Raw genomic sequence first — 12,732 nt, 5'->3', positions numbered from 1 at the left:
ATGCTCCCGTTCTTTTTTCTCCTCTGCCTGCTGCAATTGGTGGGCGAGGTCATTGTCTATGTTACCGACCTGCCCATTCCCGGTCCTGTCGTTGGCATGGCCCTTCTTTTGGCAGGATTACTGATCAACAAGGGATTACCGCAAGGGCTGGATCACGCCGCAAGCGGCCTTTTGAAATATCTTGCCTTATTGTTTGTTCCAGCAGGGGTCGGTGTGACCTTGCATTTCAACCTGATTGCGCGTGAATGGTTGCCAATCACCGCATCCTTGATTATCGCCACCTTACTGACAATCGCCTTTTGTGGCCTGATGATGAATTTTATGGATCGACGCAATGGATAGGTTATACACACTCTGGGATCATTTGGCGCAAACCCCTTTGCTGGGCATTTGCCTGACGCTCGCCTGTTTCGTGCTAGGAGACTGGATCAATAAAAAATGCAAGCAATCCCCGCTTGCCAACCCTGTTTTGATTTCCATCGTCTTGGTCTCAGCCGTTCTGATGATCACCAAAACCGATTATCAAGCCTATTTCAACGGCGCTAAATACATCCATTTCCTGCTTGGCCCTGCAACAGTGGCGCTTGCCGTCCCGCTTTATAAAAACATCCATCATGTCAAAGCGGCACTTCTGCCCATTATTATAACGGTCATCGCTGGTTGCCTGTTTGCTATTTTCAGCGGTGTCGGTATCGCTGCTTTATTGGGGGGATCGCGCGAGACGCTTTTGTCACTCGCCCCAAAATCCGTAACAGCGCCCGTTGCAATGGGATTATCTGAAATCATCGGCGGCACCCCGTCCCTGACCGCTGTTCTGGTTATTCTGTGCGGTATTATCGGTGCTGTCTTTGGCGCAATGGTCCTGAATTTGGTCGGCGTTAAAAATAAAAAAGCACGCGGGCTGGCCATCGGTATAGCTTCGCACGGGATTGGAACAGCCCGTAAATTAAGCGTCCATGAAACTACCGGTGCTTTTGCCGGTCTTGGCATGGGGTTAAACGCCTTGGCAACAGCGGTTTTGTTACCCCTTCTATACCTGCTCTTTACATAACGTTATGAAAGGCGTGAATTTCCTCGCTTAACAATTGGGCAAGGCTCGACATGCCATCTTCAACCATTTCTCGTGTCGGCGGAGCCCCAAAACAGATGCGAACCGCATTCAACGGTGTGCCTTTACCGATATAAAAAACATGAGCCGGCATGATGGAAACATCACGTTCACGCGCACGCAGACAAAACATTTCTGCTGTCCACGGTTTTGGCAATTCAAGCCACGTGTGGTAAGTATTAGGCGCACGATGCAAGCTGCCGCGCCTAATATGTTCCAGCATAATGTCCTGACGGACAGCGGCTTCCTTGCGGTGCCAATCCATAAAATATTCTGCGGTGCCATCTTCGATCCAGCGCGACATCAATTCCACATTCAAGGGCGGCACCATCCAGTTGCTCAGGCGCACACAGGCCGCAACCGTTGGCACTTTTTTCTTGGGTGCCAGAACATAACCAACCCGCAAGCCCGGGCTGACGCTTTTGGAGGCCCCGTTCAAATAGAACGTCTGTTCCGGTAACAAACTGGCAAATGGCGGAAACTTTCCCGGTTCTTCATGCAAAAATCCGTAGATATCATCTTCCACAATCCATAACCCGTGGCGTTGCGCAATTGCGGCAATATCACGCCTGCGTTGCAGGTCCATCGTTGCACTGGTTGGGTTTTGATAATTGGGCATACAATAAAGGACGCGCGCGCCACTGTTTATCACAGCTTCTTCAAGGCGTTCCGGTATCAAACCATATTCATCCATCGGAAGACCTTGCATTTTCACCCCCAACTGGGTGGAAAGCGTCTTGATACCGGGATAGGAATATTCCTCACATAACAGGGTGTCTCCCGCTTTGACCAGCGACATTAAAGCCAAGGTCATGGCATGTTGCACCCCACAGGAAACGATAATGCGATCCGGGTCATAAGGTGCCCCGTGCATTTGTGCCCATTTTGCCATTGACACCCGGTGATGTTCCATCCCCTGTTCCGCCTGATAACGCATCAACGCGCCTAGTCCGGGGGCTTGCGCCAGGACCATCAAGGCGCGGCGCAGGATTTCAACCCCTTCGCCTTCGGTATGAATATTCATACTGAAATCAATCAGATTGGGATCCAGATTATCCGGGATATGAAACGGCATATCCGGTTCATCAATACTCGGTTTAACATAAGTCCCACGCCCGACTTCGCCAACCACATAATCGCGACGCACGGCTTCGGCATAGGCACGGCTGACCGTCCCCACCGTGACACCAAGCTCATATGCCAAATCCCGATGGGTCGGCAAACGTTCTTCCGTTTTCAGGGCTCCTTCGCGAATGGCCTCCCCGATTGCATCAGCAATCGCAAGGTAACGCGGACCTTTACGGTGATCAATTTGCGGTTTCCATTGGGTCATTTTAGAATTCCTAAAAAAATTGTCACGGTGACAATGTAATGTTTGACAGCTTATTGTATCGATTTTACGTTAAATGTCATCAAGTATTTTTAAAACACAAGCGGAGTTTAGACCGATGAGACAGGATTGTATCGATACATTCGAAACAAAAACTGCCCCGCTGCCAAGCTGGGGCGATTGGGCAAAGGCAGGTCTGCGCATGGTACGTGCGGACATTCTCCAGCTTGTGACAACCGTGATGAGTTGGCATGAACGCTGGCATCATCGCCAAAAATTAAAAAACATAACGGATACGACATTGATGGATGTCGGCTTAACCCGTGAACAAATTCAGGCCGAAGCCGACAAACCCTTTTGGAAAGCCTGACCATGAAACCATTACATATATTTCTCGCAATATGCGTCATGGCGGCATGGGGGATCAATTTTGTCATTATTAAAGTCGGCCTGGACAGTTTCCCGCCCATTTTGCTTTCCGCATTGCGCTTTGCATTGGCGGGGCTTCCCATCGTCTTTATCTGGAAAACACCGCCCGCGCCCCTCAAATGGATTGTCGCCATTGCGCTCAGCCTTGCCATTTTCAAGTTCAACTTGTTATTTATCGGCATGAATTTGGGGGCTGGTGCGGGGTTATCCTCGTTGGTGCTACAAACGCAAGCCTTCTTCACGGTTATTTTCGCCTTCTTCCTGCTGGACGAAAAACCGGGCATCCGTCAACTCCTCGGCATGGGGTTTGCGTTTGGCGGTCTTGGCCTCATTATCAGTGAACGCATGCAGGAATACGGTGCCATTGGCGGGTTGCTGTTTGTCATTACGGCGGCGGTCTGCTGGGCACTTGCCAACCTTGCCATGAAACAGGCGGCCAGTAAAAACCCGCTTCATTTAATGATCTGGGTGAGCGCGCTCAGTGCTCCCTTCCTTTTTGCGATTTCCTATTGGCTGGAAGGCGGCGATGTCATGGGGCAAGCCCTCAACAATATCAATGCGATGGGGGCGTTCAGCGTGTTTTATCTCGCTTTTGTCGCCACACTGGCGGGCTTCGGGGTCTGGGCCTTCTTGTTGCGGACCTATCCAGCCGCCTATGTGGCCCCTTTTTCCCTGCTCGTGCCGATTTTTGGTATGAGTTCCGCTGCCCTGTTGTTGGGCGAAGAGGTTTCCACCCTGACCATTCTTGCCGCAATGCTTATTTTAACCGGATTGGCCCTGAATACCTTAAAGCTGGATTTCCTAAAAAGAAGTAAAACACCATGTTGAATTTCGCCCTTTTTGCCCTCATTACATCCATCACACCGGGGCCAAACAATTCCATGTTGATGGCCTCGGGCTTGCGTTTCGGCATACGCCGGACCCTCCCCCACCTTCTTGGTATCAATCTGGGTTTTGGGTTTATGTTTCTGTGTGTCGGCAGCATCTTACCCCTGCTGCCGAAAGGAACCATCGAGGTTCTGGAATATGTCGCAATGGCGTTGCTTATTTATATCGCCATTAAAATCGCCACGGCCTCGACCAATTTCCATGATGAAAAAGCAGATGATCGCCCGTGGGGCTTTTTTCAAGCCGCAGCCTTTCAATGGATCAACCCCAAGGGATTGATGATGGCCTTTGCCGGGGCAACCTCGTTCGGACTAGACAATGTGACGGGTGCCGCCATTTTCACAATCGCCAATATGGTGTGTGGAACATGGATTTTCGCAGGCAGTTATATGCGCGGCTTTCTCATTGATAATCCGCTCAGAACCCGCATACTTTATGTATCACTGGCACTGATTATGGTGCTGTCGATCGTCTTATAACAAAGAGGGGAAGAAAATAATGACCAAAGAATTGTTCCGTGATGATTCATATCTCAAAGAATGCACCGCAACTGTCAGCGCCGTGCAGGACAATGCCATTATTCTGGATCAAACCGTCTTTTATCCCACAGGCGGCGGTCAACCCGGTGATAGCGGGACATTTACCCTCAGTGATGGGCGCACCATCACAGTTGCCAATACGGTTAAAGATCGTGACACTGGGGCGCACCTTCATCTGGTTGAAGAAGGCACGCCATTACCAAACGTTGGTGAAACGATTACCGCCCAAATTGACTGGGATCGTCGCTATACCTTGATGCGCATGCATACGGCCCTGCATATCATGTGTTCAAAAGTTGACGGGGCCGTCACCGGTGGCTCTATCGGACTGGAAAAAAGCAGACTGGATTTTGACTTGCCGGAAGTCCCGGATAAAGACGAACTTGCCGATGCCATCAATGCCGAAATCACCGCGAATAAACCCGTGGAAGTTTCCGCCATTTCAGATAGCGAACTGGAGGCAAACCCGGATCTGATCCGTACCATGTCGGTCAAACCGCCTATGGGGCAAGGACAGGTGCGCACCATTCGCATTGCTGAGGTGGATTATCAGCCCTGTGGTGGCACACATGTTAAATCCACAGGTGAAATTGGCCCCATTCGCATCGGAAAGATCGAAAAAAAGGGCAAATTAAACCGTCGTATCAATATTCATTTCGCCGAATAATTCTAACAGGAGACCTATCCCGTGACTCTCCCAATTTATCAAGTTGACGCGTTTAGCGATGAATTGTTCGGTGGAAATCCGGCAGCCATTGTTCCCTTGGAAAAATGGCTGCCGGACGACCTAATGCAAAAAATTGCGGCTGAAAATAATCTGGCAGAAACCGCCTTTTTCGTTCCCACGCAAAAAGGCTTTCACCTGCGTTGGTTCACCCCGTCTGTAGAAATCCCCCTGTGTGGGCATGCGACCTTGGCCAGTGCTTTTCTTCTTTACAATAAGCTGGGATACAATGGCGACAGCGTTACATTTGAAAGCATGAGCGGTGATTTAATCGTTCGGCGCAAAGATGACGGTTTCGTCATGGATTTCCCCGCACACAAAGTACATCCTGTTACCACCACGGCTGGGTTGGAAAAGATTATTGATGCCAAAGTGAACGCTGTCCTGACCTGTGAACAAAGCATTTTTTCGCTTGTCCTGACCGACAGAGAAGAAGACGTAATCAAAGCAAAACCGGATTTTAATACCCTTATGAAAATCGCACCCGGCAACTTTATCTTAACGGCCCCTTCTGAAAAATATGATTTTGTCTCGCGCGTTTTTGTGCCCGAACACGGCATCCCCGAAGACCCGGTGACAGGGTCCGCCCATTGTGTGTCTGCCCCTTATTGGGCGGAAAAACTGGGAAAAACAGAACTTTCCGCCCGTCAGGTTTCCGAACGCGGAGGGGATGTTCTATGCAGTTTACGTGGGGATCGCGTCGATTTATTCGGCAAAGCTGTTCTCTATCTGGAAGGCCGCATCAACATTTCATAGAAGGTCTAAAAAATGTCTCTGACTTTTATCCGCGCCCAAAGCGATAAGGAACTGGATCAGTTTTTTGATCTGGTAGAAAAATACCGCGTTGAACTGAATGAAAACGTTTGTTTTCCGGCCTACGAAAAAGAACGCACCACATATGGCGCGGATAAAACCTTTATCTTTTTGGCAAAGAAAGACGGACATATTTGCGGATGCATCGCTTATCGTCCCAAGACAAATGATGTCTATGAAATGAAGCGTCTTTACATCCTGCCATCTTATCGCCAGCAGAAAATTGCAGACCAACTTTTGATATATACGTTGAACATCCTGCGCAAAAACCATGTTGAAAAAGTCGAACTTGAAACGCTCAAACGTCTTGGGCCTGCGCTGTCCTTTTATCAAAAACACGGCTTTCAAATAGATAAAAACGCCCACCATACCGAGCATGAAGACATCGTCCCAATGGGATTAACTTTGGGAAAATAACGAAAAATACTTGTGTAGAGCCGCGCCATAGGCGATATCTGATATTCTCAAAGAATAAAAAAACTAAGGGGTACTATGCAGCAACTCGTCATGGACATCTTCGGGCCGAACTTCCAGATGTGGTTAACCTACATCATTATTCTCGCTGCCCTGATCGCCTATGCGGTTGAAGACATCCCCGTTGAACTGACCTCTCTGGTGACGTTAGGTGTCATCATGGTTATTTTCCACGTATTCCCTGTTCTGGATGACCAAGGCAACAACCTTTTATCGCCTCACACTCTTTTACTTGGGTTTGCCAATACCGGCCTAATTACCGTGCTGGCCCTTCTGGTTGTCGGACAAGGCATGGTCCGCACCGGGGTTTTGGAACGCGGTGCCCAGTTCCTGCTGCAACTCGGCGGGAAAAATACATGGCTCACCATCTTGTTGACCCTGACGGTTGGCATGTTGATCTCATCCATGCTGAACAATATCCCCGTTGTTGTCATCTTCATTCCCATTATGCAAGCCTTGGCCGCACGCATTAACAAATCCGCATCCAAGGTGATGATGCCACTGAGCGCCGCTGCCGTGTTAGGCGGGATGATCACTTTAATTGGCTCGGGCACAAACCTGCTGGTGAATTCCGCCCTGATCCAACTGGGTGAAGTGCCGTTTAAATTTTTCGATTTTACCATTCCCGGTCTTGTTTTGGCCGGAACGGGGCTGATTTACGTTGTCTTTGTCATGCCGCGCCTGCTGCCGGACCGCAGTGGTGAAGAAAACGAAAACCGACACAGCGGTAAACATTTCATTGCACAATTGACCGTTGCGCCGGGGGCCAAACTGGTCGGCAAACGATCAATGGGCGGTTTTTTCAAAGAACTGCCAGATATGACGGTGCGTATGATCCAGCATCAGGGCCTTACGATCCTGCCACCTTTTGAAGATCATAAAATCCAACCCGGCGACATTCTGGTCGTCGCAGCCACACGCAAAGTCATTACCGAGGTTCTCACACAAAATAACGGCCTTCTGGAACCGCATCACCCCGAATTGATCGAAAAATCCTTTGCCTCGATGGAAGGCGATGAAACGGTTGCGGACGGTGAAGACGATGTAATTCGCAACCGGGACCGCATGCTGGTCGAAGTTATGTTGCCGCCAACCTCGCAACTATCTGGACAAACCTTACAAAACACAACATTTGCGCAGCGGTCCGCCTGCAAGGTCATTGGTATTCAACGGCGTTCGCGTATGATCCGGGCCCGCATGGACGACATCCGTCTGCAATCGGGTGACGTTCTACTGGTTCAGGGCCATCCCCGTGACATTCACAATCTGCGCTCAAACCGTGACGTCATTTTGTTGGAATGGTCAAAAGAAGAACTCCCCGCCGTTCATCACGCAAGACGCGCCTTAAGTATTTTCCTCGGGGTTGTCGTGCTGGCGGGGAGCGGCATTCTACCCACCGTAACCTGTGCTCTTTTGGGGGCAACGGCAATGGTGGCAATCGGTGCGTTGAATGTTCGCCAAGCCGTACGTGCGGTCGATTCAAAAATTGTTACGATGGTGGGAGCCGCCCTTGCCTTGGGGGCTGCCATGCAGGCAACGGGTGCCGCCAGCTATTTGGCACATGGCGTTGTCGATATGCTGGACGGGGCAGGTCCGCGCACCGTCCTGTCAACCTTGTTCTTGCTCATCGCCATCTTGACCAACGTGCTGTCAACACAGACCTGTGCCGTCTTGTTCACGCCAATCGCCGTTTCAATGGCGAACGAACTGGGGGTCGATCCCCGCGCCTTTGCCGTTGCGGTGGTCTTTGCCGCCAACTGTGCCTTTGCCACCCCGATTGGCTATCAAACCAACTTGCTGGTCATGGCACCGGGGCGTTACAGTTTCAAAGACTTTATTGTCGCAGGAACGCCGCTGGTCTTTATTATCTGGATTGTCTTCAGCCTGTTTATCCCCGTTTTCTATGGTTTCTAGAAAAATCCCGTTAAACCCAGCCTCTCCCCATGCAGTTTAGGGTTTCTTTTTTGTGTCAGTTTTGCTATCTACCCCACAGAATTTGGAGCCATCTGGAAACGCAAGATCGGCACTGGCAACACTGACAGCGTCTGTTCGGCAGCTTTTTCCGTGATGGTTATTTCTGCATGTAAGTTACATGTGCTTTATATGACAAAGGGAAATTGAGCATGACGAATTCGAGTGCCTCGCACTTCGCGAAGTGGAAAGAACAGCAAAGCTCTGCTGAACAAATGATTCCGCTGGTTGGCCAACTCTATCGCGACAATGGCGTGACAATCAGAATCTTCGGTCGCCGTCTTCTGAACAACTCCGCCATCGACATCATCAAAGCTCACCGTTATGCATTGCAAATGGTTGGCGAAGAGCTTGATATTCCCAAAAGTCTGGAACTGGTTCAAGCCATGTCCAACATGGATTTGGCACCGGCTCGCGTTGATCTTGGCCGTCTGTGCTACGATTTCATGCAAAAAGGCGGCGATGCGGAAACCTTCCTGAAAGATCAACTGGGTTGCATCAACACGGGTAAAGGTACAATTCTGAATGAGCCGCAAGATATCGTTCTTTACGGTTTTGGTCGGATCGGTCGTCTACTTGCCCGCATGTTGATCGAACGTGTCGGTGACGGCAACAAAATGCGCCTGCGCGCCATCGTCGTTCGTGGCGGTAAAGAAGGTGATTTGAAAAAACGCGCCAGCCTGCTGCGTCGCGACTCCGTCCACGGTGCCTTTAACGGTTCCATCAAGGTCGACGAGGAAGAAAGCGCCATCATCGCAAACGGCGTTTATATCAAAGTTATTTATGCCAATTCTCCGGCAGACGTTGATTACACCAAGTACGGCATTAAAAATGCGTTGGTCGTTGATAACACCGGTATGTGGCGCGATGAAGAAGGCCTCGGCCAACACCTGAAATGCCCGGGTGCCTCCAAGGTCCTTTTGACAGCACCGGGTAAAGGCAACATCAAGAACATCGTTTACGGTGTGAACCACGGTGATATCGAAGCAACCGACACCATCTTAAGTGCGGCATCCTGTACAACAAATGCCATCACACCGGTTTTGAAAGCCATCAACGACGAATTTGGTATCGAAAACGGTCACGTGGAAACCATCCACTCTTACACCAACGATCAGAACCTGATCGACAACTATCACAAAGGTGATCGTCGTGGTCGTTCTGCACCGTTGAACATGGTTCTGACCAGTACAGGCGCTGCCAGTGCAGTTGGTAAATGTCTGCCGGAAATGAAAGGTAAACTGACGGGGAACGCCGTTCGCGTACCGACACCGAACGTTTCCATGGCGATTATGAACCTGAACCTTGGCAAAGAAACCACCAAGGAAGAAATGAACGACTACCTGCGTAATATTTCGCTAAACTCCGAAATGCAGGATCAGATCGACTACACCACTTCTTCTGAATTGGTCTCTACAGACATGGTTGGGTCGACACATGCCGGTGTGGTTGACTCGTTGGCAACCATCGTGGACGGCAACCGCCTTGTGCTGTACGTCTGGTACGATAACGAGTCCGGTTACAGCGCACAGGTTATCCGCATGATGCAGGACGTTGTCGGTCTGAAAATGCAAACGGTTCCGGCGGAATAATTTCACCCGGCCCGCTTACATAAGCTATGTAAAAAAACGCCCTCTTCCTGATTTCAGGAAGGGGGCGTTTTTTGTGCCCATACAATTTTTCACAATTGTTCGCTGCCCTTTGTGGTATGTCTTGCTTATCATAATCATTGCGACATCAAGCAAACACGAGGCTGCCATGAACGATATTCCCGTCCATATTCAGGAACAATTCGGTTATTGTTTTGAAGATATCGAAGTCGGCATGTCCGCTAGTTTCGGTAAAACCGTCACCGAAGCCGACATTAATATGTTTGCCGGCGTGTCCGGCGACACCTGCCCCATTCACCTGAATGAAGATTTTGCCAAATATACCCGTTTCAAGACCCGCATTGCACATGGATTTATATCCGCAAGTTTGATTTCCACCCTTGTCGGCTGTCGCCTGCCCGGCCCTGGTGCCCTTTATGTCAATCAAGAGATTAAGTTTAGAAAACCTGTGTTTATCGGAGATGCCGTCAATGCACGTGTGGTCGTTCGTAAATTAATCCCGGAAAAGAACTTTGTTGAGTTGGACACAACCTGCGAAGTCGATGGCGAGGTCGTTGTCGAAGGATTTGCAACAACATGGGTCCCCAGTCGTGGTCAAAAAGACTAATCCCTTTAAAGACACTGGGCAAAATGATCTTGTAAACGTGCGCAATCGGTTTCAATTTCAGGGTTGGCAATGACGTTGTGGCAGGAAAAAGTAGGTAACGCAGTCGCCCCCATAAACTGCTGCATTTTATGAAACATAAAAAAGGCATCATCCACATCACGTCCTTCAAACAACTTTTCAGGGTCACCAAATGCATCCAAAGGAGCATTCCAAGTGAGAGATAACATATATTTCTTATCCTGCATCAACCCACCGGACCCATAAGGGCCGCCTTGTGCGCGCCCGTCATTCAGCCAAAGGGTGCCTCGTCCTGCCATATAGACTTGATCAATATATTGTTTCAAACCACCGGGCATATGAAACCAATAGACCGGAAATTGAAAAATCATCACGTTACAGGCCGAAATTTTTTTGACCTCTGTCGCCACATCATATCCATCGCGTACACGGCTAACTGCTACGCAATGCCCACGATCTTGTAAAACCGTCTGCGCTGTCTCACATAAGGTGCGGTTATATTCCCCTTTTGCATGACCATGAATTTCTGCACCGTCAATAATCAAAACATTCATGTCAAAGTTCCTGCTTGTTTCGCCTAAAGCACCAGCTTAGGGAAAATATGATGATCCCTCAATCACGAAAAACGACTGGCCCAAAATCGATCCAAAACAAAATACCACAAGCCATTGATCAACGGTTCCACAACCGCATCGGTAATTGCAGCTGAAAAACTGGCCCCGGTAAAATACCACACACAGGTTGCCGCAATAAAAAAGTGGCCGATCGTATAGATCACCGCCCGTAATAACGATCCAGCATTATTATTGACCCATTGCTGAAATTGCCTGACGGAATAAGCCTGAACCGATTGCATCCTACACCTCGTTTTCAAATTACTTATATGCAATTAATAATCATTATTAATTTATAGAATTTCCAGTCTTGTTCAAGTCTTTTTTGCGACTCAAACAAAATCATTCACCTGCATAATATTTCATCTGCGAAATGCGGCTTGCCCTATCGACTGAAACTCAACAGCCTTTGATATTTGGATCCCTTAAACGCCCTTAGTTTTACGTTTGACTTTATTTTTCTTCAATGCCCCATCCAGCAAGCGTTGGAATGTCGGACATTCCAGATGGCTGGGGGCGGAACAATCTGCGGCATGTCGCAACCCCTCACGCACGGCCGTGAGCTGGCGAATTTTCAGATCCAGTTCATCGGCCTTGTTCATAAGACGGTCACGATCAATCTGCACACCGTCCTGAAATGTAAAAATTTCATCCATTTCATCCAATGAAAAGCCAGCATTTTTCCCCAGCGAGATTAAGGCCAGACGTAATAAAACACTGGCTTCAAACAAACGGCGCATCCCCCGGCGGCCACACGATTGAATCAAACCTTTTTCTTCATAAAAGCGCAAAGTGGAAACAGCCAAACCCGATTGTCTGGACACTTCCCCAATATCTAAAATCATAGGCAATGTCATTTTTATCTTGACCTCAAGTTAGCTTGAGCTTGTAGCTTACGGTAACTTGCAGAAATAAACAACGTCAGGAGCAAATATATGGAACATCATTTTTGGCAGGATAAATGGGACAACAACAAACTCGGCTTCCATGAAGGCCGCCCCAATGAACTGTTGACCAATTACTTTCACACGCTTCACCTTTCCCCAAACCAAAGTGTCTTTCTGCCTTTATGTGGCAAAACCCGCGATATTGCATGGTTGTTGGGTCATGGCTACCGTGTGGTCGGGGCTGAATTAATCGAAAGCGCCATCATCCAGTTATTCGAAGAATTGGAAATCACACCAACGCGCACAGACCAAGGTGACCTGATCCATTACAGCGCATCGAACATTGATATTTTTGTCGGTGATATCTTTCATCTGAAAGCCGAACAAATCGCCCCGATTGATGCGGTTTATGATCGTGCTGCACTGGTCGCCCTTCCCGAAAGCATGCGCCGTCAATACACCAAACACCTGATGACGTTAACCCATTGCGCCCCGCAATTATTGATTACCTACGAATATGATCAAGACCTTGTGCAAGGCCCGCCGTTTTCTATTCATCCCGAGGAAGTTCATCATCATTACGATGCTTTCTATACCTTTGAACTGCTGGACCGCATAGATGTTGACGGCGGCGTTCACGGCAAACACAAAGCACAGGAAAGCATCTGGCGATTAGAAAAGAAAACCGGATAAATAAGCGGATTATACCAAAAAAAAAGG

General features: G+C 49.0%; 16 protein-coding genes. 12 read left to right on the top strand and 4 right to left on the bottom strand.

Translation table 11 applies throughout. From position 1 onward, the window contains the following. Together IEW74_RS03530 and IEW74_RS03525 are read left to right on the top strand one after the other, a co-directional pair. On the top strand, window positions 1–342 hold the full coding sequence (locus tag IEW74_RS03530) for a CidA/LrgA family protein (RefSeq protein ID WP_188661642.1): 342 nt from the start codon (window positions 1–3) through the stop codon (window positions 340–342). After that, window positions 335–1,051, top strand: a complete 717-nt coding sequence (locus tag IEW74_RS03525) for an LrgB family protein (protein ID WP_188661640.1) — start codon at window positions 335–337, stop codon at window positions 1,049–1,051. Before IEW74_RS03530 ends, IEW74_RS03525 begins: the two co-directional genes overlap by 8 nt. Here the strand turns inward: IEW74_RS03525 and IEW74_RS03520 are convergent. Then, window positions 1,044–2,441: an aminotransferase-like domain-containing protein gene (locus IEW74_RS03520; protein ID WP_188661638.1), complete on the bottom strand. Its 1,398-nt coding sequence runs from the start codon at window positions 2,439–2,441 to the stop codon at window positions 1,044–1,046. The two genes, IEW74_RS03525 and IEW74_RS03520, sit on opposite strands and share 8 nt — an antisense overlap. Window positions 2,442–2,556: 115 nt before the next feature. On the opposite strand from IEW74_RS03520, the gene IEW74_RS03515 reads away from it, so the two are divergent. The 9 genes from IEW74_RS03515 to IEW74_RS03475 all read left to right on the top strand — a co-directional run bounded on the left by IEW74_RS03515 (window position 2,557) and on the right by IEW74_RS03475 (window position 10,493). Next, window positions 2,557–2,808 (top strand): DUF1127 domain-containing protein, encoded by a 252-nt coding sequence (locus IEW74_RS03515; protein ID WP_188661635.1) that lies wholly within the window; start codon window positions 2,557–2,559, stop codon window positions 2,806–2,808. 2 nt (window positions 2,809–2,810) lie between these two features. Beyond that, entirely contained in the window at window positions 2,811–3,695 is an 885-nt protein-coding gene (locus IEW74_RS03510) for an EamA family transporter (RefSeq protein WP_188661633.1), read from the top strand. Then, window positions 3,689–4,234 carry a LysE family translocator gene (locus IEW74_RS03505; protein WP_188661632.1) on the top strand — a complete coding sequence of 182 codons (546 nt, stop codon included), beginning with the start codon at window positions 3,689–3,691 and terminating at the stop codon, window positions 4,232–4,234. Before IEW74_RS03510 ends, IEW74_RS03505 begins: the two co-directional genes overlap by 7 nt. Before the next feature lie 19 nt (window positions 4,235–4,253). Beyond that, complete coding sequence (locus IEW74_RS03500) at window positions 4,254–4,961, top strand: alanyl-tRNA editing protein (protein WP_188661630.1); 708 nt, start codon at window positions 4,254–4,256, stop codon at window positions 4,959–4,961. A gap of 21 nt (window positions 4,962–4,982) precedes the next feature. Further along, window positions 4,983–5,774 carry a PhzF family phenazine biosynthesis protein gene (locus IEW74_RS03495; protein WP_188661628.1) on the top strand — a complete coding sequence of 264 codons (792 nt, stop codon included), beginning with the start codon at window positions 4,983–4,985 and terminating at the stop codon, window positions 5,772–5,774. Between the two features lie 12 nt (window positions 5,775–5,786). Continuing rightward, the gene (locus IEW74_RS03490; protein WP_188661626.1) at window positions 5,787–6,248 is read left to right on the top strand and encodes a GNAT family N-acetyltransferase; all 462 of its coding nucleotides are present in this window, start codon (window positions 5,787–5,789) and stop codon (window positions 6,246–6,248) included. A gap of 75 nt (window positions 6,249–6,323) precedes the next feature. Beyond that, window positions 6,324–8,219, top strand: coding sequence for an SLC13 family permease (locus IEW74_RS03485; RefSeq protein WP_229734224.1), 1,896 nt, complete (start codon window positions 6,324–6,326; stop codon window positions 8,217–8,219). A gap of 209 nt (window positions 8,220–8,428) precedes the next feature. Continuing rightward, window positions 8,429–9,868: a glyceraldehyde-3-phosphate dehydrogenase gene (locus tag IEW74_RS03480; protein WP_188661624.1), complete on the top strand. Its 1,440-nt coding sequence runs from the start codon at window positions 8,429–8,431 to the stop codon at window positions 9,866–9,868. Between the two features lie 166 nt (window positions 9,869–10,034). Beyond that, window positions 10,035–10,493 carry a MaoC family dehydratase gene (locus tag IEW74_RS03475; RefSeq protein ID WP_188661622.1) on the top strand — a complete coding sequence of 153 codons (459 nt, stop codon included), beginning with the start codon at window positions 10,035–10,037 and terminating at the stop codon, window positions 10,491–10,493. A 5-nt stretch (window positions 10,494–10,498) separates the two neighbouring features. Here the strand turns inward: IEW74_RS03475 and IEW74_RS03470 are convergent, their stop codons facing one another. The 3 genes from IEW74_RS03470 to IEW74_RS03460 all read right to left on the bottom strand — a co-directional run bounded on the left by IEW74_RS03470 (window position 10,499) and on the right by IEW74_RS03460 (window position 11,970). Beyond that, window positions 10,499–11,065 carry an NAD(P)H-dependent oxidoreductase gene (locus tag IEW74_RS03470; protein WP_188661620.1) on the bottom strand — a complete coding sequence of 189 codons (567 nt, stop codon included), beginning with the start codon at window positions 11,063–11,065 and terminating at the stop codon, window positions 10,499–10,501. A 62-nt stretch (window positions 11,066–11,127) separates the two neighbouring features. Next, window positions 11,128–11,367: a DUF2061 domain-containing protein gene (locus IEW74_RS03465; protein ID WP_188661618.1), complete on the bottom strand. Its 240-nt coding sequence runs from the start codon at window positions 11,365–11,367 to the stop codon at window positions 11,128–11,130. Between the two features lie 183 nt (window positions 11,368–11,550). Next, on the bottom strand, window positions 11,551–11,970 hold the full coding sequence (locus IEW74_RS03460) for a helix-turn-helix domain-containing protein (protein ID WP_188661616.1): 420 nt from the start codon (window positions 11,968–11,970) through the stop codon (window positions 11,551–11,553). 90 nt (window positions 11,971–12,060) lie between these two features. On the opposite strand from IEW74_RS03460, the gene tmpT reads away from it, so the two are divergent. Continuing rightward, on the top strand, window positions 12,061–12,705 hold the full coding sequence (gene tmpT, locus IEW74_RS03455; RefSeq protein ID WP_188661614.1) for a thiopurine S-methyltransferase: 645 nt from the start codon (window positions 12,061–12,063) through the stop codon (window positions 12,703–12,705). Window positions 12,706–12,732: the final 27 nt, after the last annotated feature.

Origin of the sequence: Terasakiella brassicae, from assembly GCF_014641495.1 — a bacterium.
GTDB classification, from domain to species: domain Bacteria; phylum Pseudomonadota; class Alphaproteobacteria; order Rhodospirillales; family Terasakiellaceae; genus Terasakiella; species Terasakiella brassicae.
This window is presented reverse-complemented; position numbering and strand designations above follow the sequence as displayed.

Coding starts and splice junctions, on each gene's coding strand:
- IEW74_RS03465 (WP_188661618.1), bottom strand. CDS start 11,367: ATGCAATCGGTTCAGGCTTATTCCGTCAGGCAATTTCAGCAATGGGTC.
- IEW74_RS03530 (WP_188661642.1), top strand. CDS start 1: ATGCTCCCGTTCTTTTTTCTCCTCTGCCTGCTGCAATTGGTGGGCGAG.
- IEW74_RS03515 (WP_188661635.1), top strand. CDS start 2,557: ATGAGACAGGATTGTATCGATACATTCGAAACAAAAACTGCCCCGCTG.
- IEW74_RS03520 (WP_188661638.1), bottom strand. CDS start 2,441: ATGACCCAATGGAAACCGCAAATTGATCACCGTAAAGGTCCGCGTTAC.
- IEW74_RS03505 (WP_188661632.1), top strand. CDS start 3,689: ATGTTGAATTTCGCCCTTTTTGCCCTCATTACATCCATCACACCGGGG.
- IEW74_RS03470 (WP_188661620.1), bottom strand. CDS start 11,065: ATGAATGTTTTGATTATTGACGGTGCAGAAATTCATGGTCATGCAAAA.
- tmpT (WP_188661614.1), top strand. CDS start 12,061: ATGGAACATCATTTTTGGCAGGATAAATGGGACAACAACAAACTCGGC.
- IEW74_RS03485 (WP_229734224.1), top strand. CDS start 6,324: ATGCAGCAACTCGTCATGGACATCTTCGGGCCGAACTTCCAGATGTGG.
- IEW74_RS03460 (WP_188661616.1), bottom strand. CDS start 11,970: ATGATTTTAGATATTGGGGAAGTGTCCAGACAATCGGGTTTGGCTGTT.
- IEW74_RS03525 (WP_188661640.1), top strand. CDS start 335: ATGGATAGGTTATACACACTCTGGGATCATTTGGCGCAAACCCCTTTG.
- IEW74_RS03480 (WP_188661624.1), top strand. CDS start 8,429: ATGACGAATTCGAGTGCCTCGCACTTCGCGAAGTGGAAAGAACAGCAA.
- IEW74_RS03510 (WP_188661633.1), top strand. CDS start 2,811: ATGAAACCATTACATATATTTCTCGCAATATGCGTCATGGCGGCATGG.
- IEW74_RS03500 (WP_188661630.1), top strand. CDS start 4,254: ATGACCAAAGAATTGTTCCGTGATGATTCATATCTCAAAGAATGCACC.
- IEW74_RS03475 (WP_188661622.1), top strand. CDS start 10,035: ATGAACGATATTCCCGTCCATATTCAGGAACAATTCGGTTATTGTTTT.
- IEW74_RS03490 (WP_188661626.1), top strand. CDS start 5,787: ATGTCTCTGACTTTTATCCGCGCCCAAAGCGATAAGGAACTGGATCAG.